The following is a 20,827-nucleotide window of genomic DNA, read 5'->3' as shown; positions in this document are numbered from 1 at the left end:
GAATCCCAAAGGTTCGCCCCTTATATACAAGGACTCTGGGATGTGTCTTCTCCGGTGCAAAATGACCTCTAGTACCAACTTTTCGCGGCTCCTTAGGCAGGAGAGGAACTCGGACAAGTGCCCACGATGCGGGAAGGGCAAGATGCTCATGGATGGCTCCGGGGCCGAGCTCTACTGCAGCGACTGCGGGCTGGTCGTGAAGGAGAAAATCGTCGACATGGGCCCGGAGTGGAGGTCCTTCTCTGGCGATGAGAAGGGCGACCGCAGCAGGACCGGGATACCGACCTCGATTGCGATTCACGACATGGGGCTTGCCACTGTGATTGGGACGCTCAACAAGGACGCCTCGGGCAGGTCGCTCTCAGGCTCGATGAAGTCCACGGTGGAGAGAATGAGGACGTGGGACAGGAGGAGCCAGGCCCGCGAGTCGTCCGACAGGAACCTGAAGCAGGCGTTCAGCGAGCTACGAAGGTACACCGACAAACTCAACGTGTCAGACGCGGTGACAGAGAAGGCGGCTTACTTCTACAGGAAGGCGCTGGAGAGAGGCCTGGTCAGAGGGAGGTCCATAACTGCGATAATGGCAGCGTCGCTCTACGCAGCCTGCAGAGACGGCGAAATCCCGAGGACCCTCAAGGACGTGGCGGCTGTGACCAACGTCAAGAAGAAGGACCTCGCGAGGTCGTACAGGCTACTGCACAGGGAGATGGACTTCAAGATGCCAGTCGCAGAGGCATCGAGGTGCGTGTCTGGAATCGCCTCGAGGGCTAAGATGTCTGAGAAGACGCAGAGGAGGGCGCGGGAGATTCTATTCATGGCCAAGAAGATGGGCATCTCGGCAGGTAAGGACCCCATGGGCCTAGCGGCGTCCGCACTGTACGTCGCGTGCACTCTTGAGGGAGAAGAGAAGACTCAGAAGGACGTCGCAGAGGCGGCAGGAGTCACCGAGGTCACGATCAGGAACAGGTACAAGGGCCTGAGAGAAGTCCTCGGAATCTAGCTAGACCAGAACAGCGCCGTGCTCTGCCGAGCCGTACCAGCCATTCTTGCCCGGCGATGCGATCTTCATCCCGCTCGTAAAGACAGAGAACGACCTCGTGGAGGTCATGTTCAGTTCGTGGCAGGTTAGGGCTTGGGGCAAGGATATCTTCGCGTCCATCTCCGCTCCGGTGACCGGGTTTCTGATGGGCTCGAGCGCAACCAATACTGCGTCCCCGGCTTTGTACCGAGTCCTGGAGCCGTCGAACTTCCAATCGAATTTCACGAATGAACTCTCGAGCCACTTGTCAATGGTCTTCGCGAACAGGGGCCAGGGAATGCCTCCGGCCTTGCCCATCAGGATCTGTTCGAGCGCGTCCCTCTGCGCCTTGGATGCGGCCTCGTCGATGAACAACTTCCCTGTTCCGCGCCCTTCATGGATGGCCTTGGGCCACATAGCCATGTACGCAAAGTGCAGGCCGTCCAGCTTGACATCCCTGTAGTGTCCCTGGTGAATGGCTAGGGCCCACCCGCCGTTGCAGTATCCGAAGGTGGGGGGAGCGTCGAAGTTGCACGGGCATCCCCAATCGCAGTTGCAAGTGGTCACGATGTCAGCCTTGTAGTGCCACTGAACTTGCTGCATAGCTTTCTGACTCTGTGGCTTGCCCGCCAAGCGTCGCTCCCTCCTGATTCTTTCTAATAAAGAACGAGATGGAGCTCATCGCGCCGCACAGGTGCAAAGGGGAGTAGGGCGCCGCGAAACGACTTAACTAGGAAAACTGGCGCGCCGTCCTGCATTCTTGCCCAATGAGCCTCCAATCGTGACTGCTGACAGGTTGTCGCTCTCCGTGAGCGCGATCCTTCTTTCGGTGGCGGGGGCTTCCTGGGTAGCAACGTACTACCTGGGGGGGACTGGGCCGACCGGCACGGGGACAGTTGGTGTCGCCTCCATGGTGTCCTCCCTTCTGCCGGCATCGGTCGCTCTATTCGAACTGATCTGGGTGGTCGGCATGGTCGCGATGATGTTCCCCGCGATGGTCCCGATCGTTGTCTTCTACAACCGGATGGTCGCCGAGGACGAGCCGGATCCTCGCCTCGCCAAGACTGTGGGCACATCACTATTCCTACTGGGCTACGTGGGGGTCTATGCAGCCCTCGGTGCCTTGGCGTATCTTGCCGTGTACGTCGCTCTCTGGCTGGCGGGAACGTCCGCGGCGTCCGCCTCGCTGGTTTACCTAGGCCCCAGTCTGGTCCTGATTCTGGCTGGGGCCTACCAGCTCTCGCCTATGAAGCTCACCGCGCTCACGCATTGTGTCTCTCCGCTGACGTTCTTCACAGTCCACCTGCGCAGGGGCCTGTCCGGGAGCCTCCGGATGGGAATCACTCATGGATTCTATTGCGTGTCGTGCTGCTGGACCTTCATGCTCGTCATGCTCGCAGTGGGAGCGATGAGCCTTCCGTACATGGCTGCGCTCGCGGGAGTGATCGGGCTCGAGAAGGTCGTGGTCAGGGGTGCCGCCTGGTTCGAGAGGGCGGTGGCGGTCGGCTTCATAGGGGCGGGCGGCCTGATACTGCTCCTTCCTATGCTAGGGTAGACTCAGGTCTGCTTTCTGACCCACTCGATAGTCCGCTCGAGTCCAGCCTCAAGAGTGAGCTCGGGAGAGTACCCAAGAAGCTTCTCGACTTTCGCAAGGGAAGGGTAGCTCACTTGGGGGTCCTTCTCCAAGTCGCTTCTCGGTGGGGCAAGGACCAGTTTGGACTTTGAGGCTGTCAGCTCTTTGACGGTCTCGGCGAGCTCCCTGATGGTCACGGGTCTCTCACCGCCGAAGTTGAAGGCCTGGCCGATGGCTTTCTCTTCGGTCAGTATGGTGAGAGCGAGCTTGGCGAAGTTCAGGGCGTGGGTAGGAGAGGTCGTGTCCTTGCCCTCGTTGAAGAGCGTGAGCGGCTCGTCCTTCAGGCAGGCCCTGATGAACCGGATCGTGGCCCGGCTGGGCTGGTCGTATTCGCCAAAGAGCAACCAGCTCCTTGTCACGGCGACCGGGAGCCCCTTCGTCTTGTGGAAGCTTGAGGCCAGACTCTCGCAGATCACCTTGGAGTAGTCGTAGGGGACACGCGGGTCGAAGGGGGAATCCTCAGTCACTGGGTTGGCCTTGGGAGCCCCGAAGACGTTGGCGCTAGAGGCGCAGAGGAACCGGTTCACCTTCTTCCTGTGCGCAAGCTCGAGCATGTTGAGGGTGCCGACGCAGTTAACTTCGAAGCACAGCCGAGGTTCCTCGATGGTCTTCTTGATCTCGGTTATCGCGGCCAGATGGATGATGGCGTCGAACTCCATCGAACCAAGACGGTTGAACACGAACTCTTTGTCGAGAAGGTCGCCGGAGGTATCCCACCCTGACAGGTCGGTAGGGAGTGCATGGACGCCCTTTGATTCGAAGTACGAGACGAGGTTCCTGCCCACCATGCCTGAGGCCCCAGTGATGAGGACCTTCATCTCGGTCGGCCAGAGCAGCCCCAACCGTATTTCAAGGTGGCGAACCGATTCCTGCCAAATCGGACATCTTCTTCACTAGCTCGGGCTCGACGACGCCATACCCCATCGACTCGGCGCCGTCGGCGAGGGTGATTGGGATGCGGGAGACATAGTAGGGTATCTCGAAGAGCGACGCCTTCTCTCCGTCCTCGGTATCGTAAAGCTTTGACCAAGACCCCGCTACGCCCGCGTAGGCGGACACTCTCGCGACCTTCCTCTCTCCAAACCCTCCGCCCCTCCCGCCACCGGCAAGCGAGCCGTCTGCGATCGCGAGGAAGAACATCCTGTTGTCTACCGCGGAACTCCTAAGGTCGACGTCCTTCTCCGCGATGATAATCACGCGGGACCCGCTCGAAAGTAGGGATGATACCTCGAGCCGAAAGTCCAACAAATCCTCGTCCGCCTGACCGTATAAAAGCGTCATCGGGAGCGTTTCGCCTTCCGAAGACGGGACCGCAGGAAGATGCGCAGGAGTATCCTGGCGTCCTTCGTGAGCCGCTTAGACCCGGCGAGCCTTTCAAGTGAAGCCAGGCTGTAGTCCTTGACCTGCTCGAGCTCGACCGGGTCGATTCGGGCCCTGGCATTGGAGGCCGAGTGAAATAGCACCACCCACTCGTGTTCGGTGAGAGACCCGCTCTTGATCGGAGCGAGGAGGATCTTTGAGACTGGCTTTAGGGACGACCTGAGCCCCAGCTCTTCTTTCAGCTCGCGGCGTGCTGCCTCCAGGTACGTTTCGCCGATGCGCACGTGTCCCGTGCATGACAGAGTCCAGAGGCCAGGCTGCCACAGGTCTCTCTTGTTCCGCTGCTGGAGCAGGAACCTGCCCCCCTTCCTCTCGACGAGGACGGCCACAGCCCTGTGGAGCAGTCCCTCTTCGAGGGCTTCGGAGAGCATGGCGCTTCCCACCGGCCTGTCCTTCTCATCGACGATCTCTATGAGCTCGGTGGCCATTCGAAGGTCAGCCCCCGACGCAGAGGAGGAGGGCTTCCGCTTCCTCCTTGGTGGATATGATCTGCACCTGGAGGTCGACGGCCTTCCGCCTGATTGCCCTCATCCTCTCCGAAGTCGTGTTCGAATTTGTGTTGAAGGAGAGGACGAAGGAGGCCTTGCCGTCAGAGATCATCCTTGCCGCACCGTCCACCTGCGACTGCGAGGAGGCGTCGCTCAGAGAGGTGACCGCGATCCCCTTCTCTCCGAACTTGGAGATGAGTCCCGCGGCGGCTCCGGGGTCCTGCCAGGGCTCGAAGAGCATCAGCCCCCCGTCCCCCTCCTTTGGGATCTTGTGGCCTGAGGCCAGGAACGCCTGAGAGAGGGCCTCCGCGAAGGTGCTCCCGAAGCACGCCACTTCTCCTGTTGACCTCATCTCGACCCCGAGCCTCGGGTCCGCGCCGTCCATCTGGAGGAAAGAGAACTGGGGGGCCTTCACCGCGTACAGCTTGGGCTCTTCTACGTCTGCCTTCCTCTTCAGCTTGCCCCCGACCATGACCGGGGCGACCAGGTCGATGAGGTTGACCCCTGTCGCCTTCGAGACGAAGGGAAGGGACCTCGAGGCCCTGAGGTTGCACTCGATCACGTAGACCGACATCCCCCTGACGAGGAACTGGATGTTGAGAGGACCCATCGCCTTCAGCTCCCGGGCGATGCTTCTGGTGTAGGTCCTGATCTTCTCTTTCGCGGCCCTGCCTATGGAGACGGTCGGTATCGACATGATCGCGTCTCCCGAGTGTACGCCCGCGTTCTGGACGTGCTCGATTATCGCTCCGATGACGGTATTGGCTCCGTCGGAGACGGCGTCGACCTCAACCTCGCGGGCCCCCTCGATGAACTCGCTGACGGTGACCGGGTAGTCCGGGTTGACCATGGCCGCTTTCGTGATGTAGGTTTCGAGCTCGGAAGGGTCCCAGATGACGCGCATCGCGGAGCCGCTTAGTACATGGGAGGGCCTGACGACGACAGGGTACCCGACCCTGGCGCAGAAGGTTGCTGCCTGCGCTGGCGAACGGAAGCTGCCCCACCCAGGCTGAGGTATCCCGAGACGGTCGAGGAGTGCGCTGAACTTGGACCGGTCTTCGGCCGTCTCTATCGACTGCGAGGATGTACCCAGTATCGTGACCCCGCGTTTTTCGAGGGCCTGCGCCAGGTCGTTGGGAGTCTGCCCCCCGACGCAGAGGACTATCCCCTCCGGCTTCTCCTTGTCGTATATCGAGAGGAGCCGCTCGACGGACAGCTCCTCGAAGTAGAGCCTGTCGCTCATGTCGAAGTCGGTTGACACAGTCTCGGGGTTGCAGTTGACGACTATCACTTCCTGGATCCCGTTGTCCTTCAGTGCCCAGGCCATGTTCATCGTCCCCCAGTCAAATTCGACCGAGCTCCCGATCCTGTAGGGCCCGGCGCCCAGGACGATCACCTTGCGCTTGTCGGTCGAGGGGGCCTCGTCGACAGACGCGTCAAAGGTCTGGTAGAGGTAGTTGGTCTTAGAAGGCCACTCGGCGGCGAGGGTGTCGATGATCTTTGTTGCGGGGACTACGCCCATCCTTACCCTCGAGTCGCGGACGATGTCCTCGTCCACCCCCAGGAGGTCCCCCAACTGGCGGTCGGAGAACCCGAGCTTCTTCGCCTTCGAGAGGGTGTCGCGGTTGGGGACCGTTCCTGGAGGGAGCGTCTCGAGGCGCCCGTGGAAGTCGACCACGTTCTTGAACTTGTAGACGAACCATGGGTCGACCTCGCTTTCGGAGGCTACTTGCTCGACAGGTACGCCGGCCCTCAGCGCATCTACGAGGTCGAAGGTGATGGTGTCCGTCGGGTGCTGGAGCTTCTCGAGGGCCGCAGCCTTCGAGGAGAATCCGGGCCTGGTTCTAACCACGCCGTCATTCTGCGGGTTGGCCATCCTCGCTGCCTTCTGGATCGCCTCTTCGAAGCCCCGCCCTATCGCCATTACCTCGCCGATCGACTTCATTGAGGTGCCGATCGTCCTGGAGGCGCCGTCGAACTTGTCCGTGTCCCAGCGTGGCATCTTGACGACGAGGTAGTCGAGCGACGGCTCGAAGAGCGCCGTCGTGACCCCGGAGACCTTGTTCTTGAGCTCTGTCAGGTCGTATCCCAGCGCGAGCTTGGTCGCGATGTAGGCGAGAGGGTAACCGGTCGCCTTCGAGGCGAGGGCCGAGGACCTCGAGAGCCTCGCGTTGATCTCGATCGCGGCGTACCTCTCGGACTCGGGGTGTAGCGCGAACTGGATGTTGCACTCCCCGACTATCCCGCAGGTCCGTGCCGCAAGGAGCGAAGCAGTCCTGAGCTTGTGGTACTCCGAGTTGTTCAGGGTCTGCGACGGCGCGACCACGATGTTGTCCCCAGTGTGGACCCTCATCCCGAGCATGTTCTCCATGTTGCAGATGATGACGCTGTTGTCGGCAGCGTCGCGCATGATTTCGTACTCGACCTGCTTCCAGCCGCCCAGGTACTCTTCGACGAGGACCTGGTGGGTGAGCGAGCTGTTGAGCCCCCTCTCGGCAATCTGCCCAAGCTCAAGGTCCGACCTGGCGACACCCCCTCCTTTTCCGCCCAGGGTGTAGGCCACGCGGACGATGACCGGATACCCCAGCTCGCGGGCGACCCGCCTCGCCTCGTCGGCAGAGTAGACGGCCGTGCTGGTCGGCACGGGTATGCCCGCCCCGAGCATCGTCTTCTTGAAGAGGTCCCTGTCCTCGGTCAGCTGGATCCCCCTGATCTGGGTGCCTAGGACCCGAATCCCGTACTTCTCGAGGACCCCCTTCTCGGCGAGCTCTATCCCGCAGTTCAGGGCCGTCTGGCCCCCGAAGCCGAGGAGTATCGCGTCGGGCCGTTCCTTCTCAATGACCCGGGTGACCGACTCGACCGAGATGGGGACGAAGTGTATGCGGTCCGAGAACTGGGGGCTGGTCTGTATCGTGGCTATGTTGGGGTTGACGAGCACAGACTCGACGCCCTCTTCCTTCAGGGCCTTGAGGCACTGGCTGCCGGAGTAGTCGAACTTGCGGCTGGTTCTACCAGCTTTCGCCTGCTTCTCCGACCTTGATTGCCCCGCTCCCTATTACGAGGGCCCGCTTCACCTGTTCACGCTTCGAATCTCCTCACCTCTTTTGAGCTTGCCATTTGTTGCCTCGACGAACCTGTCGAAGACGAAGTTCGTGTCGTACGGCCCGGGAGTCGCCTCCGGGTGGAACTGGACTGCCATGCACGGCTTGGACTTGTGCATCACCCCCTCGATGGTCTTGTCGTCTGCGTTGACGAACCAGGGCCTCAGCTCCGTCTTCTGCAGCGACTTGTGCTCTATCGAATATCCGTGGTTTTGGCTGGTGACGTACCCGCGCTTTGTGGCCACCTCCACGCAGGGCTTGTTCTGGCCTCTGTGGCCGTACTTCAGCTTGAACGTGGTGGCCCCCTGCGACATTCCGACGATCTGTTCCCCGAAGCAGATACCCAGGACAGGGACCTCGGATTCCACCAGGGCCCCGACGGTCGCAGCGGTCTCGACGCAGATCTGAGGGTCGCCGGGACCGTTGCTGATCACCACCCCTTCGGGGTCGTGCTTCATGACATCGGAGTACTTCGCGTCATAAGGGACCCTGACCACCCTGAACCCTCTGCTCAACAAGTTCCTGACGATGCCGAGCTTGGTGCCGCAGTCGATCAAGACGACGTTCCTTTCAGAGTCGCCGTGGGCGAGGGGCTTGGTCACCGAGACGCCCTTTACGAAGTTCGTGCTAGAGTACTTCGAGGCCTTCTGAAGCATGCCAGAGAGCTTCTCCCTGTCCTCTGCCGCGTCCCCGTTGGCCAGGACCCCCATCATGACGCCAGACTCGCGGAGCCTCGTGACGAGGGCCCTGGTGTCGACGCCTTCGATTCCTGGAATCCCCTCGGCCTCCATCCACTGCGAGAGGGACCTCCTGGATGCCCAGTGGCTCGGCCTCTCGCACGCCTCCTGCACTACTATCCCCTTGACTTTGATCGAGTTGGATTCGAACGATCTGGGCAGCCCGAACCCGTCCAGGTCCTTGTAGTCTGGGACGCCGTAGTTGCCCAGGAGAGGGTAGGTGAAGCAGAGGATCTGGCCCGCGTAGGACGGGTCGGTCATCGATTCGCAGTATCCGACCATTCCGGTGTTGAAGACGACCTCGCCGATTGAGTCCTTTTCAGAGCCGAAGGCCTTGCCGAAGAAGGTAGAGCCGTCCTCGAGGAGCAGAAGCGCATCCTTTCGTTCCCTGGACACTCTAAGAATGAAACGCACCGGCGTTGCGGATTTAAGGGTTTGGCGATGAAGGCTTAAATTGCGTCGTCCGTTTGAGAGAAATCGGGTTCATCATTCAGTCGCAGTTCGAGGCCGTTGAGAACCAACAGGAGAGACATTCCGATGCGCGAATAGTCAAAAGCCCCACCACCGAGGGGCTGTCAGGATGAAGCCCAGCGCTGACTTCCTGGGAAGGGACGTCGTCAGCGTCCGCGACTTCAAGAGAGAGCACCTGGACCTCATCCTGCAATCGGTAGATTCGCTGGAGAAGCACCCGGGAAGCCTCGACGGGGTGCTGGGAGGAAAGCTCGCCGTGCTCCTGTTCTTCGAGCCGTCCACAAGGACCTACTCGACCTTCCAGATAGCTGCAGAAAAGCTCGGGATGAAGGTCTCCGGCTTCGCGGGCACGTCTGGGACCTCGGTCTCAAAGGGAGAGACGCTCAACGACACGGTGAAGATGTTCGAAGGTTATGGCGCCGACTGCTTCGTGATAAGGCACCCCAGGATGGGAGCCGCGAGGTTCGCTGCGGAGGTCAGCGGAGTACCCGTGATCAACGCCGGCGACGGCAGCAGGGAACACCCGACCCAGGCAATGGTGGACCTATACGCGATCAAGAAGGCGTTCGGCAAGATCGACGGCCTGAAGGTGGGGATGTTGGGCGACCTGAGGTATGGGAGGACCTCGTCCTCTCTCGCATACGCGCTCTCAAACTACGACGTCGACCTGACCTTCATCGCCCCTGACGCCCTGCAGATGAGGCCGGAGGTCGGACAATTCTTGAAGCAGCGAGGGATGACTCCGAAGAAAGAGAGCGCCCTGAAGGCGGTTGCGGGGAAGCTGGACGTTCTCTATGTCACAAGGATCCAGAAGGAGAGGATCCCCGACCCCACCGAGTTCGAGAGGGTCAAGGGGATGTACGAGGTCAACCTTGAGGCGCTGCGCGAGGCGAAGCCCTCACTGAAGGTCCTCCACCCGCTGCCGAGGGTGGACGAGCTTGCGACTGAGCTCGACGCGACCAACTACGCGCAGTACTTTGTTCAGGCGGCGGGAGGCCTGCCGCTGCGGATGGTGCTGATGAGCCTGATACTCGGAGGTGGGAAGTAGTTGGCTGGAAAGGAGGGCGAGAGCATGCTGGTCAGGAAGATCGAGGAGGGGACAGTGGTGGACCACATCCCGGACTGGAAGGCCGACACGGTCTCGCAGGTCCTGAGACTTGACAAGCTGGCGAGGATGCAGGCCGATGTCTCTGTCGCGATTCTCCAGAACGTCGAGAGCAAGACGCTCGGAAGGAAGGACGTGATCAAGATCGACCGCTGGCACGTGGACGAGAGGGACGCGGACATACTGACCCTGGTCTTCCCGACCATTACGGTCAACTACATCTCGGAGTGGAAGGTCTCGAAGTACGAGGCTCGCGTCCCGGACGCGATTGAGGGGAGGGTGAGGTGCCCGGAGGTCCTCTGCATCACCAACGCAGAGAGGGAGCCGGTCGTGCCGAGGTTCACGACCCTGAAAAAGGACAGGCTGCTCCAGTGCCAGTACTGCGACGCCGTGCTCGGGTTCGACAGGGTCCCGGAGTACGTGAGGACCTAGTACGGCCATGGAGCACGACCTCGTCCTCGAGGGGAGGGTCGTGGGCCCCGTTGAGGTGCAGGAACTTGAGGTCGGGGTCACGGACGGGATGATAGCAGAAGTCAGGAGGCAGGGGGTCAAGGGGTCGAGGAGGGTCAAGGCCGGGAGGTGTCTGATCTTCCCTGGCTTCGTGGACGCGCACGTCCACATGAGGGAGCCGGGCTGGGAGGAGAAGGAGGACTTTCGAACCGGCTCTCGAGCTGCGCTGCACGGGGGGGTGACCACCGTGGCCGACATGCCGAACAATCGGATCCCGACTACTACCCGCGAGGCGCTGCTCGAAAAGAGGCGGCTGTCCGCGAAGTCGCTCGTGGACGTGAAACTCTACGCCGGAGTTGTGGGGAAACAGCCCATCCCGGAGGTGGCGGGGATTGCATCCGGATACAAGGCCTACCTGGCGCGGTCGACCGGAGGCCTGATCTTCCCGGCAGGGAGGTTGGGTGAGCTCTACTCGGCAGCGGCGCGCTCTGGCTTGCCGGTGAGCCTTCACTGCGAAGATCAGGCGACGATCGACCTCATGGAGTCTAAGCTCTCAGGGGTGGAGAGGGCCGACCTCTACAGCGACTTGAGGCCTGTGGAAGCGGAGGTGGAGTCGGTGAGGACTGCGATTTCGGGCCTGGGGGAAGGGACGAGCGCGAGGGTAAACGTCTGCCACGCGTCCTCGGAGGGGGCTGTGGATGCGGTGCTCCAGGCTAGAGCGCGCGGGCTCAGGGTGAGCTGCGAGGCGGCTCTGCATCACCTGTTCTTCAACAGAGAGGCCATGAAGAGGAACGGGCTGTTGAAGACGAACCCGCCTCTTAGGGAAGAGGTGGACAGGGAGGCGATTGTGGATGGGCTAAAGACAGGGAAGGTCTCCTTCCTTGTGACCGACCATGCGCCCCATGGAAGGGAGGAGAAGGAGGAACTCGGCCTGGCAGGGGTCCCGGGACTCGACGACTACGGGCACCTGGTCAGCTGGCTGCTCAGGGACCAGGGGGTCGACCCAGTGACCCTCTGCAGGGCGGCTGCGGCATCCCCGGCGGAGTTCCTCGGCCTCAGTGACAGGGGGAGGGTGGAGGTCGGAATGCGGGGAGACTTTGCGATACTGGACCCTGCTTCCCCCGAGAAGGTGAAGTCCGAGGATCTGCAGACCAAGTGCGGCTGGTCGCCCTATGAGGGGTACGAGTTCCCAGGCAGGGTCAAGTGGACGATCAGGGGAGGAGAACCGCTCCTGAGCGGCTACGAGTTGGTCAGTTAGGTGCAGGAGAGCCGCCTGCAGGCTGGGGAGGCCCGGGAGTCGCGGAGGCGACCTTCCCGGTCTGGCCGGTGTACACGTTGATGAGGATGACCACTATGACTGCGACTACTATCAACCCGAAGGTGTAGCTGAGGGGAAGGTAGGCAAAGAGGGAGATCACGGCGAGCACTATGCCCCAGCCGACGTAGTAGTTCCGGTCCTCGGCGTTCATTATCACCAGACCTGCCACCAGCGTCCAGAGCCCAAGAAGCAGGAGGATCAGCGAGAAGGAATGCACAGGGTCGAGGACCTGGAAGAGGGAAAGCGCGACGGGAATGAGGATTGACAGGGCAGCTCCGACGCCCCAAGTTGCCTTCAAGAGTCTGCTTCGGGTTCCGGTTGAGGCCGATTATTAACGCGTTCCCTTCGCTTCAAGCCGAGGAAGGCGAGGGATACGGGCCGAACTTTTCTTCGAGGGCGTTGGCGAGTGAGAGCACCCTTGCCTCCTCGAAGGGCTTGCCGACGATCTGGGCGCCCACGGGAAGGCCCTCCGCCATCCCGCAGGGAACCGAGACGGCAGGGAAGCCTGCGAGGTTGAATGGAGTCGTCAGGCGGATGAGCGCAGTTCGGACGTCCAGCTCCGTGCCTCCGGCCTGGACCTTCGTCTGCCCTATAGAAGGCGCGGCTACGCAGGTCGTAGGCACGACGAGCAGGTCGACGTCTTTCATTGAGGCTAGGAACCCTTCGATGAGTCCGGGGCGAGAGTTGAGTGCCCCCACATAGTCCACCGCGAGGACGCTCTTTCCAAGCTCAAGCGACCTCCTGACATCCTCCCCGTAGAGCTCGGGAGTCGCTTCCAGCCACCTCAGATGGAAGGAGGTTGCCTCTGCGAGTCTCACAGGAAGCCACGCCGGGTAGGCCCTGTCTGCGCCCCGAAGGTCCGTCTGGGTGACAGGAAAACCCAGGTCGGGGAGACGACCTACGAAGGCCTCGAAGGCAGTCCGGACCCCGTCTGAAAGTGTGTCAAAGAAGAAGTTTCGAGGCACCCCCACCCTTGTCGGCACCCGGGCGCCCATGGCGCCAAGATAGTTTTGCACGGGGTCAGTGGCCGTGGTCAGATCGCCCTCCTGATGCCCCGCGAGCGTCCCAAGGAGGGCAGCTGCGTCCCAAGCGCATGAGGTGATCGTGCCGACGGTGTCAAAGGAGGGAGCGAGGGGGACGACCCCGAGGCGGCTGACCCTGCCATAGGTGGGCTTCAGGCCGAGGGTCCCGCACAGCGCGGCAGGGACCCTTACCGAGCCTGCGGTGTCGGTCCCGAGAGCAGCGAGGGCCAAGCCAGAGGCTACGGCGGCCGCCGAGCCTCCGCTCGAGCCTCCGGGGATTCTCTTCGTGTCCCAGGGGTTGCGCACGGGGCCGAAGTGTGGGTTCTCGCTGGTCACGCCGGCCGCGAACTCGTGGAGGTTGGTAGTCCCGATGAGGACTGCGCCTGCAGACTTCAGGCGCGTGACCGCGGGCGCGTCGTACGGCGCGAGGCTCTCGGACAGGATCTTGGAGCCTGCTGTACACCTCACTCCTCTGATGTAGATCAGGTCCTTGACCGCAACGGGGATTCCGTCCAGAGGCCCGAGAGGCGACCCCTCGGCGAGCCGCTTCTCAGACTCGAGCGCTGCCTCCATTGCCGATTCGCCCAGGACGGTGATGTAGCAGTTCAGCTGCGGGTTTAGGCGTTCGATCCGGTAGAGCATGTCTTCGAGGAGGGCGGTCGGCGACGAGGTGCCCTTCGCGAACTCGGTCGCTGATTCTCTGATGGACTTCAATGCGAAGGTGGGGGGTCGGAGACTCCTCTTATCAGTCTCGCAACGTGGTTATTTCCACCTGTGGAAGGCCGGGTGCCCCTCCTTGACTGCCACGAAGAGGCCCGTCATCGTCGCTGTCTGCTTCGCGTTCGCCTCGAGAGAGCCCTCTACCCACACCTTGTCGCCGTCGATCTTCGTGGGCCAGGCTCCAAGATGCCATGGGACGAGCGGGGTCGGCCTGAGGAACTTCACAGTCAGCTCCGCCGTGACTGTCCCCGGAGGAGCGTCGAGGTTCCTAGACTTCATGAGGGTGTGGGCTGCGGTCCAGTTGCCGTGGCAGTCGAGCAGGACGGAGACGATCCCACCGCTCGCAAAGTCGGCGAAGGCCGAGTGGTAAGGCTGAGGAGTCCAGTCCGCCACGAGGGTGTCTCCTTGTGGGGTGCTGTCTAAGTGGAGGCCATGGGGGTTCTTCGGGCCGCATCCGTAGCAGACGCTGTTGGGTGAGTATCGCTTCTGAAGGCTCTCCAATTTGTCCTCCTCGGGGAGGCTCTCGGCGAAGGGTTTATTCTGATAAAGGGTTCGTCGCCCGTGGTTCTGGGAAGATTGGACAACTCCGTTGAATCGGACAGGGAGGCTGCGCAGTGAGCTCCGAAGAGAAGGAATCAGGGGGTCTCCTTCTGGGGAGCACAGACGTCGGGCCTCTGCGAGTCCCTGCAGAGCTGGTCGCGACAGGGAGGACCTGCGTAATCGGAAGCTCAGGGAGCGGGAAGAGCTACGCGGTCGGCGTACTCTGCGAGGAGCTCTGCAGAGACGGCGTCCCCTTCTGCATCATAGACACCGAGGGCGAGTACTCTGGGATCAAGGAGAAGTTCGAGGCGATATGGGTGGGAGAGGAGCCTGGATGCGACTTGGCGTGGGAGGGTCTCGACCTCGCCGATCTCGCCAAGCAGGCCCCAGACATCTCCCCGCTAATTCTGGACGTGTCTGACCTGCCGGACCCCAAGGAGAAGGTGGCCGAGTTCCTGACGGCGCTCTATGCGACGCTGACTGAGAGGCGGACGCCCTATCTCGTCGTCGTGGAGGAGGCGGACAAGTTCGTTCCGCAGGCGGGCGAGAGGATCCCGATCTTCGGCGAAGTCGCGAGGAGGGGGAGGAAGAGGGGGATGGGGATGATGATCTGCACGCAGAGGCCTTCTCTTGTCGACAAGAACGTGTTGAGCCAGTGCGCGAATCAGCTCATCGGAAAGCTGATCATTCAGAACGACCTTCAGTCGGTTGCACAGTTCTTCCCCGGGAGGGGCTTGCCGAAGGAGCTGACATCTCTCAGCTCAGGGAGGTTCTTCGCCATGGGCGGGTTCTCGGAAGTTCCGAAGCTGGTCGCTGTGAGGAGCAGGATCACGAGGCACGGAGGGGTCACCCCGGCGCTCGTGAAGAGGGTCATCCACAAGTATGTGAGCGGAGGGGCAAAGGGGGTCCCGGCGGCCGGGACTGCGCCGGCTGGGGAGGAACGCGCGAATGGCAATGCAAGTATGGGTATCGAGCCATCGATATGGGCCGACGACATCTCCGGGTTCGTAAGGAGGGAGAGGTCCTTCGGAATATTCGGTCCCAAGGAGACGGTGACAAAGGTGGAAGCGCAGTTCAGGACGCTGGTCCAAGTTGGGGTCAGGGTACGGAAGGGTGTCCTGAGGAGGAGATTCGAGACCGCCTACGTCATGCTCGATGGGCTGACCGGGAAGAGGGTCCAGGTCAACAAAGGCCTCGAGGCGAAGAAGGGGTTTGAGCGCCTGATCGGGCTCTCGGCACTCCAGGTCGAGGTGCTCAGGGAGGTCGCCCCCGACTCGGACACCAGCGCCCTCGACATAGCGAGCGGTGTGGGGATTCCGGGGACGACGGTCTCGCGGTTGCTCAACCTGCTCAACCAGAAGCGGCTCGTAAGGACGGTCGAACTGGGAAGGAAGAAGCTCTACAGGAGGCTCGTCGACCTGCCTGAGGAGCCGTCAGACATCGCGGGATTGGAGGTTGGGCAGGTGAAGGTAGGAGATGCAGCCGTCCAGCCTGCGAGCTTCGATGAAGAAGCTCTCAGGGAAGTGGTCAAGGGGCTCTGGCAGGGGTCGGACCTCGCAAGTTTCGAGACCTTGCTCTACCCGGTCTTCAAAGTGGACCTGGCCCTCAGGAGGAAGAGGAGACACGTGCTGGTCGACGGGAAGACCGGGAAAGAGCTCTCGCTCTAGAGGCGGAGTCGTATCATCACCGAGGTTTCGCGGGCCCCGCTTCACGCATGTTTAAGACTCGCCAGTCGCGGCCCAGACCCTGCAATTGACCCTAGAGATGTTGCTGAACGCCTCAGACGCGCTTCTAATCCTTGGCGTCTCAGTGCCCTCGGCGGTGGTGGCCATGAAGATCCCGGTGCCCAGGCTGCGGGTTTTGGGGCTGCTCCTCGCGTCCTTCTTCGTGCTGCACGGGCTGTACCACCTAATGGGCGCCCTGAACGAGGTCTATGGCATCGAGGTGCTCGACTTCCTCTCGGACGGACTCTTAGAGCCGGTGAGCTATCTTGTGTTGATCGTCTTCGGCGTTTACCTCTACAGGACTTCGGGATAGGTCGGACCTATGAGCCTAGAACCGATTACTCAGACAGGTGAATACATCTCACTCGTCCTGGTGATCTTCGCGTTCCTGACGTTCGCCATCCTGGCGATGAAGTCGAGGTCGCTGAGGAGCCTGCAAGGGCAGATGTTCGTGGTCGTCCTGATCATTTTCGCGGCTGAGCTCCCGCGGATCCTCTGGACCATAGGGATAGTCGACCTGTCCTGGCTCGCGGACTACGGGCTGGAGGTTCACAGCGTCTCGATGGTCCTCCTGACGGGATTCCTGGCATACCGCATCTACGGATTCCTGAGGGCAAAGTGATCCATGATGACCCAGGCTTCGGTGGACGACATCATAGCAAAGGCCGTAAGTGACTCGCTGAGGAAGAACTTTGGAGATTCGACCGCCAGGTCGATAGAGTTCTACTTCGACTCAGGCCTCGTTTCTAGGAACCCGAAGGTATACGAGAGGATGCTAAGGAAGACCTTCAAAGCCGGGGCCGACCACATGATCGTGCTCATCGAGCAGGAGATCTTCAGGGTCTCGGGGGCGGAGGCTCAAGAGGGCCTCTCACTGGAACAGGTCGTCGCCGCCGTGAAACGGGCGCAGGCAAGGTAGCCTGACGAAAGCGATAGCCAGCGATGACCCTCGAAGAGCGTATAATCCGGCCCGAGGACGCGGAGGTGGGGCAGCGGGCATGATGCAAGTAGTCGAGCAGGCGGGGGTCAACTGGACTGACGTTGAGAGCCCGACCAGGCAAGACATAGAACTGCTCTCGAGAGACCACCCCTTCCATCCGCTCAACCTCGACGATTGCCTCTCCCGCAGGCAGCTCCCAAAGATAGAGGTGCACGAGGACCACGTCTTCGTACTCTTCCACATCCCGAACTACGACGAGAAGCGCCGGCTGGTCGTCAAGGCACAGGTATCTATGTTCATAGGGAGAGACTACGTCGTCACGATACACGGGACCGATGTGAAGCGGCTCACCAGCCTCTTCCTCAACTACATGGAGAGCCAGAAGCTACGGATGGACGGCATGGACTCGACACCCAGGGTGGTCCACAATATCCTGGACGTCCTGGTGGACGACCTGTACCCCATCCTCAGCAAGGTCAGGGGCGACATGGACGAGATCGAGGACAAGGTCTTCGACGAGAGGAAGTCGGTGGCCATGGAGCTGAGCAGGCTGAGGAGGGCCATAGCGGACCTCAGGAGGATGATATCTCCCCTCAGAGCGCTGCCCGTCGAGCTCTGGGCGAAGACGAAGTCTTTCACGAACGAGGACCTCTCGAAGTACTTTGGGGACGTCGCTGAGCACGCAGAGAAGGCATGGGAGGTCCTCAACGAAGCCCAGGAGACGATCGAGATCTTCAAGGACACCGACTACGTTCTCAGCACGGAGCTGACAAACAAGGTCCTGACGGTCCTGACAGTGATCTTCACCATCACTATTCCGGTCACTGTGGTCGGAGCGATATACGGAATGAACATCCCCCTGCCCGGAGGGATCCAGAACGAGCCCCCGACCTTCCTCGGGCCCTACACGAGCTTCATCCTGTTGATGGCCCTCTGCCTAGTCTCGGCTCTCGGGATGGTCACGTACTTTAGGCGCAAGGGCTGGCTGTAACTGGGCTCCCCGCTGCGGAGCGGGCTATATCGGGATGAACTTGGCGCTCTTCATCTTGTCCTCGGCCTGGAAGGACTTTGTCATGTCCACGACCTTCTTGGCGCTTCCGTGGACCAGGAAGAGCTCGACGCAGACCGAGGAGCTCGTCTTGCTGTGGATGTGGGTCCGGATTATGTCCTCGAACCTGTGCTTTAGCTTGGTCACAGGCTCCTCCTGTTCTTGGTCGTGGGTCACGACGACCAATCCATTAATCTCCCCTGACAGGGTCGACTTCTCGCGTGCGTCGTCCATCATCATCCTGATGGCGGCGCGGACGAGCTCAGACCTGCCTGTGAATGCCGAGCTCTTCTGGAGGCCGTCCATCTCTGCGAGGAGCTTTTCGGGGAACGAGAGGCTTATTATCGGCACGCCCAGCATGGGTCTTAAGAGTGATATAAGCTTCTGACTGATTGATAATAACTCGGTCTTGGCCTGAGTGGGTAGGATTTCGTCGCCTGCGACCGGGTCGGCGGAGTTAATAAGACAACCTCAGCATTTATCAACTTCGAATTAAGAACAGAGTCAATTTGAATAACAGGGCCGTCGCGCAGGTCGCAGTCGTTGCGCTGTTGATTCTCGGTTCGGGGCTTGCGGGGTATGCCGCAGGTTCATCGGTCGGGCGAGCGCCCCAGAGCAACGGGGGTGAGGGAGGCCTGAAGGTCCTCGCCACATTCCTCCCCCTGTATGACGATGCGAAAGACGTGCTGGGGGTGAAGGGGGAGGTCGACCTGTTGGTGCCGTTGGCGGTAGACGTACACGAGTTCGAGCCGACTCCGAGCGCAGTCTCCGCGGTCCAGAATGCCGATGTCCTTGTCTTCAACGGAGCAGGACTCGAGCCTTGGCTCCCAGCACTTGTGGCCGCTGCGGGAAACCCGAAGCTAATCCTGGTCAACTCGAGCGAGGGGATCCCGCTCATCAGGGTCCCTTCAGAGTTCCAGGAGGGCAATCGCACGGTCGACCCCCACGTATGGAACGACCCAGTCCTTGCCCAAATTCAGGTGAGGAACATCCTTGAAGGGCTGACTAGGGCGGACCAGGCCGACCGGCAGTACTTCACATCCAACGCGGACTCCCTGATCGGGAAGTTCCAGTACCTGGACCGGGAGATTAGGACGGGCACGTCTGACGTCGCGACCAGGACATTCGTCTCGTTCCATCTGGCCTTCGCGTATCTTGCCAGGGAGTACGGCCTCAACCAGGTGGCAATCGCGGGCCCCTTCGAGGGAGAGCCGACTCCCACTGAGATCTCCAACGCGGTCGCAGCCATCAACCAGAATCATCTGTGCGTGGCGTTCGCGGAGTCCCTGGAGAACCCGGCGCCGATGGAGGCGGTTGCGAGCCAGACGAGAGCGCACGTCTGGATACTCGACCCCATCGAGGGCCTCTCCGGGTCCGATTCGAACGCTGGCGCCACCTATCTGGCAAAGTTCCAGCTGGACATTTACTCACTGCTCCAGGCGCTGAACCAGGCGGACTGCTGATGCAAGAAGAGACTCCGCAACAGGAGGTCATAGTCAGCCTCAGCGACGTCGGCGTTGTCTTTGCTAACGGATTCGCGGCCCTTCAGGGAGTTTCACTAGAGGTCAACCGGAAGGACTTCTTGGGCCTGGTGGGGCCGAACGGGTCGGGCAAGACGACTATGATCGGCGCCATGCTCGGGCTGGTGAGGCCCACGACCGGGTCGGTGGAGGTCTTCGGGAAGCCGCTGTCTCCGGAGGCCCTCAGGAGGGTCGGCTACGTGCCCCAGAAGGCAATAGCATCAGACGTAAACTTCCCGTCCACAGTCTTTGAGACCGTCCTGATGGGGCGGGTCGCCAGGACTTCCCCGTTCAGGAGGTTTGGGAGAGAGGACAGGGAAGCTGTAGAGAGGACCCTGGAGCACTTGGGCATCCAGGAACTGAGGGACAGGAGGATCGGCGAGCTCTCCGGCGGGCAGTCGCAACGCGTCTTCCTCGCAAAGGCCCTGGTGGGCGACCCCGACCTCATGATTCTGGACGAGCCGACGAGCGGGGTCGACTCTCGGTCCTCGGCGGAGTTCTACGAGACTCTCGGGCACCTGAACAAGGACCATGGGATCACCGTAGTCCTTGCTTCGCACGACATCGGGGTTGTCACACGGTACTCCAACAGGGTCGCGTGCCTGAACGGCACCGTGTTCTTCCACGGCACGACTTCGGAGTTCGTGAAGAGCTCCGCGCTCTCGGAAGTCTATGGGTACCCGGTCGAAGTGGTGAGGCACGACGAGCATGCCTGACCTCCTTCAGCTCCTGGGGCAGGCATTCATCCAACGGGCGTTCGTTATCGCAGTCATCATAGCGGTCCTGACTTCGGTCCTCAGCGTCTTCGTGGTCCTCAAGCGCGTTTCGCTGTTGGGGGACGGCCTCGCCCACTCGTCCTACGGGGGATTGGCCCTGGGTCTCTACCTGGGCGTTCCTCCGGTTTGGGGCGGGGCCGTTGTCGCGGTCCTCGCCTCGCTGGGCATAACGAAGTCCCAGCGAACGCGGAGGATACCTCCCGATGCGGCGGTTGCGCTCTTCCTAGTGATGGGCCTCGGCTTCGGCACTGTGCTCATCAGCCTTTCTCACGCGTACGGGTTCAACCTCGAGAGCCTCCTCTTCGGGAGCATACTTCTGGTCACCAACACGCAGATCTACGTGGCTCTGGGGGTCCTCGCTGTTACGCTCGCGGTCTTGTCTCTGATCTTCAAGGAGCTTGTCTACGTGACGTTTGACGAGACCCAGGCGAGGGCCTCGGGCGTGAGGACCTGGGTCTACGACTACCTCTTCAGCGCCCTCGCGGGGATAAGCGTCATAGTCTCAGTGCCCGTCGTCGGCGTCCTGCTGATCGCGGCCCTCATCGTGCTGCCCGGCCTGACGAGCCTCCAGGTCAGCAGGTCCTTCAGACAGACCGTCTATCTCTCGGTGGCTGTGGGGGTCGCGAGCGTCGTCTTCGGGCTCTTCGGCTCAATAGTGCTCGACGTGGCCTCGGGAGCGATGATCGTGGTGGCAGCCCTCGGGGTCTTCCTAGCGGTCGGGGCGGGCAAGTGGCTCTTCGTGAACCTCCGCACTCCCGCCGAGGGCGCCCGAAGACAGCCCTAAGGGCGAGCCGGCCAAGCAGTCACAATAAGTGATTACTTGCCGTGAGCCAACT

23 protein-coding genes are annotated in these 20,827 nt (G+C 61.3%); 13 read left to right on the top strand and 10 right to left on the bottom strand.

Features of this window, described 5'->3' with window-relative positions:
• Positions 1–61: 61 nt before the first annotated feature.
• Entirely contained in the window at positions 62–1,000 is a 939-nt protein-coding gene (gene tfb, locus HY247_00650) for a transcription initiation factor IIB (GenBank protein QQG48864.1), read from the top strand.
• Here the strand turns inward: tfb and HY247_00645 are convergent, their stop codons facing one another.
• A complete protein-coding gene (locus HY247_00645; protein QQG48863.1) occupies positions 1,001–1,651 on the bottom strand; it encodes a DUF1326 domain-containing protein in 651 nt (216 codons plus the stop codon).
• A 127-nt stretch (positions 1,652–1,778) separates the two neighbouring features.
• Here HY247_00645 and HY247_00640 point away from each other — a divergent pair, with 127 nt between their 5' ends.
• Positions 1,779–2,573 (top strand): DUF2182 domain-containing protein, encoded by a 795-nt coding sequence (locus tag HY247_00640; protein QQG48862.1) that lies wholly within the window; start codon positions 1,779–1,781, stop codon positions 2,571–2,573.
• A 2-nt stretch (positions 2,574–2,575) separates the two neighbouring features.
• Here the strand turns inward: HY247_00640 and HY247_00635 are convergent, their stop codons facing one another.
• From HY247_00635 to carA, 5 genes are all read right to left on the bottom strand, one after another.
• On the bottom strand, positions 2,576–3,469 hold the full coding sequence (locus HY247_00635) for an NAD-dependent epimerase/dehydratase family protein (GenBank protein ID QQG48861.1): 894 nt from the start codon (positions 3,467–3,469) through the stop codon (positions 2,576–2,578).
• 31 nt (positions 3,470–3,500) lie between these two features.
• Positions 3,501–3,896, bottom strand: a complete 396-nt coding sequence (locus HY247_00630) for a hypothetical protein (protein ID QQG48860.1) — start codon at positions 3,894–3,896, stop codon at positions 3,501–3,503.
• 32 nt (positions 3,897–3,928) lie between these two features.
• Complete coding sequence (locus tag HY247_00625) at positions 3,929–4,459, bottom strand: NUDIX domain-containing protein (protein ID QQG48859.1); 531 nt, start codon at positions 4,457–4,459, stop codon at positions 3,929–3,931.
• A gap of 7 nt (positions 4,460–4,466) precedes the next feature.
• Entirely contained in the window at positions 4,467–7,481 is a 3,015-nt protein-coding gene (carB, locus tag HY247_00620; GenBank protein ID QQG49504.1) for a carbamoyl-phosphate synthase (glutamine-hydrolyzing) large subunit, read from the bottom strand.
• A 108-nt stretch (positions 7,482–7,589) separates the two neighbouring features.
• Positions 7,590–8,762 (bottom strand): glutamine-hydrolyzing carbamoyl-phosphate synthase small subunit, encoded by a 1,173-nt coding sequence (gene carA, locus HY247_00615; protein ID QQG49503.1) that lies wholly within the window; start codon positions 8,760–8,762, stop codon positions 7,590–7,592.
• 175 nt (positions 8,763–8,937) lie between these two features.
• Here carA and pyrB point away from each other — a divergent pair, with 175 nt between their 5' ends.
• Genes pyrB through HY247_00600 form a run of 3 tightly spaced genes read left to right on the top strand, consistent with a single transcriptional unit; the run spans position 8,938 to position 11,641 of the window.
• Positions 8,938–9,876, top strand: coding sequence for an aspartate carbamoyltransferase (gene pyrB, locus HY247_00610; protein QQG48858.1), 939 nt, complete (start codon positions 8,938–8,940; stop codon positions 9,874–9,876).
• Positions 9,877–10,365: an aspartate carbamoyltransferase regulatory subunit gene (locus HY247_00605; protein QQG48857.1), complete on the top strand. Its 489-nt coding sequence runs from the start codon at positions 9,877–9,879 to the stop codon at positions 10,363–10,365. It begins immediately after the preceding gene.
• 7 nt (positions 10,366–10,372) lie between these two features.
• Complete coding sequence (locus tag HY247_00600) at positions 10,373–11,641, top strand: dihydroorotase family protein (GenBank protein ID QQG48856.1); 1,269 nt, start codon at positions 10,373–10,375, stop codon at positions 11,639–11,641.
• On the opposite strand, the gene HY247_00595 is transcribed toward HY247_00600, so the two are convergent.
• The 3 genes from HY247_00595 to HY247_00585 are packed head-to-tail and all read right to left on the bottom strand — an operon-like array spanning position 11,634 to position 13,944.
• Positions 11,634–11,999, bottom strand: a complete 366-nt coding sequence (locus HY247_00595; protein ID QQG48855.1) for a hypothetical protein — start codon at positions 11,997–11,999, stop codon at positions 11,634–11,636. The two genes, HY247_00600 and HY247_00595, sit on opposite strands and share 8 nt — an antisense overlap.
• A 52-nt stretch (positions 12,000–12,051) precedes the next feature.
• Positions 12,052–13,437 carry an Asp-tRNA(Asn)/Glu-tRNA(Gln) amidotransferase subunit GatA gene (gene gatA / locus HY247_00590; protein ID QQG48854.1) on the bottom strand — a complete coding sequence of 462 codons (1,386 nt, stop codon included), beginning with the start codon at positions 13,435–13,437 and terminating at the stop codon, positions 12,052–12,054.
• Between the two features lie 48 nt (positions 13,438–13,485).
• Positions 13,486–13,944 (bottom strand): PaaI family thioesterase, encoded by a 459-nt coding sequence (locus tag HY247_00585; protein ID QQG48853.1) that lies wholly within the window; start codon positions 13,942–13,944, stop codon positions 13,486–13,488.
• 113 nt (positions 13,945–14,057) lie between these two features.
• On the opposite strand from HY247_00585, the gene HY247_00580 reads away from it, so the two are divergent.
• From HY247_00580 to HY247_00560, 5 genes are all read left to right on the top strand, one after another.
• Entirely contained in the window at positions 14,058–15,650 is a 1,593-nt protein-coding gene (locus tag HY247_00580) for a DUF87 domain-containing protein (protein QQG48852.1), read from the top strand.
• 85 nt (positions 15,651–15,735) lie between these two features.
• The gene (locus tag HY247_00575; GenBank protein QQG48851.1) at positions 15,736–16,020 is read left to right on the top strand and encodes a hypothetical protein; all 285 of its coding nucleotides are present in this window, start codon (positions 15,736–15,738) and stop codon (positions 16,018–16,020) included.
• Positions 16,021–16,029: 9 nt separating this feature from the next.
• Positions 16,030–16,329 (top strand): hypothetical protein, encoded by a 300-nt coding sequence (locus HY247_00570; protein QQG48850.1) that lies wholly within the window; start codon positions 16,030–16,032, stop codon positions 16,327–16,329.
• A 3-nt stretch (positions 16,330–16,332) separates the two neighbouring features.
• Positions 16,333–16,626, top strand: a complete 294-nt coding sequence (locus HY247_00565) for a hypothetical protein (GenBank protein ID QQG48849.1) — start codon at positions 16,333–16,335, stop codon at positions 16,624–16,626.
• 79 nt (positions 16,627–16,705) lie between these two features.
• Entirely contained in the window at positions 16,706–17,638 is a 933-nt protein-coding gene (locus tag HY247_00560) for a magnesium transporter CorA family protein (protein QQG48848.1), read from the top strand.
• A 24-nt stretch (positions 17,639–17,662) separates the two neighbouring features.
• Here the strand turns inward: HY247_00560 and HY247_00555 are convergent, their stop codons facing one another.
• Positions 17,663–18,046, bottom strand: a complete 384-nt coding sequence (locus tag HY247_00555; protein ID QQG48847.1) for a CopG family ribbon-helix-helix protein — start codon at positions 18,044–18,046, stop codon at positions 17,663–17,665.
• Positions 18,047–18,204: 158 nt separating this feature from the next.
• Here HY247_00555 and HY247_00550 point away from each other — a divergent pair, with 158 nt between their 5' ends.
• The 3 genes from HY247_00550 to HY247_00540 are packed head-to-tail and all read left to right on the top strand — an operon-like array spanning position 18,205 to position 20,775.
• Positions 18,205–19,158 (top strand): zinc ABC transporter substrate-binding protein, encoded by a 954-nt coding sequence (locus HY247_00550; protein QQG48846.1) that lies wholly within the window; start codon positions 18,205–18,207, stop codon positions 19,156–19,158.
• Entirely contained in the window at positions 19,158–19,931 is a 774-nt protein-coding gene (locus tag HY247_00545) for a metal ABC transporter ATP-binding protein (protein QQG48845.1), read from the top strand. The genes HY247_00550 and HY247_00545 overlap by 1 nt, the downstream gene beginning before the upstream one ends.
• Complete coding sequence (locus HY247_00540; protein ID QQG48844.1) at positions 19,924–20,775, top strand: metal ABC transporter permease; 852 nt, start codon at positions 19,924–19,926, stop codon at positions 20,773–20,775. The genes HY247_00545 and HY247_00540 overlap by 8 nt, the downstream gene beginning before the upstream one ends.
• Positions 20,776–20,827: the final 52 nt, after the last annotated feature.

The organism is archaeon (assembly GCA_016432545.1).
Classification (GTDB): domain Archaea; phylum Thermoproteota; class Nitrososphaeria; order Nitrososphaerales; family Gagatemarchaeaceae; genus UBA183.
Note: the sequence above shows the minus strand (reverse complement) of the source record. Positions and strands in the feature narration are given on the sequence as shown.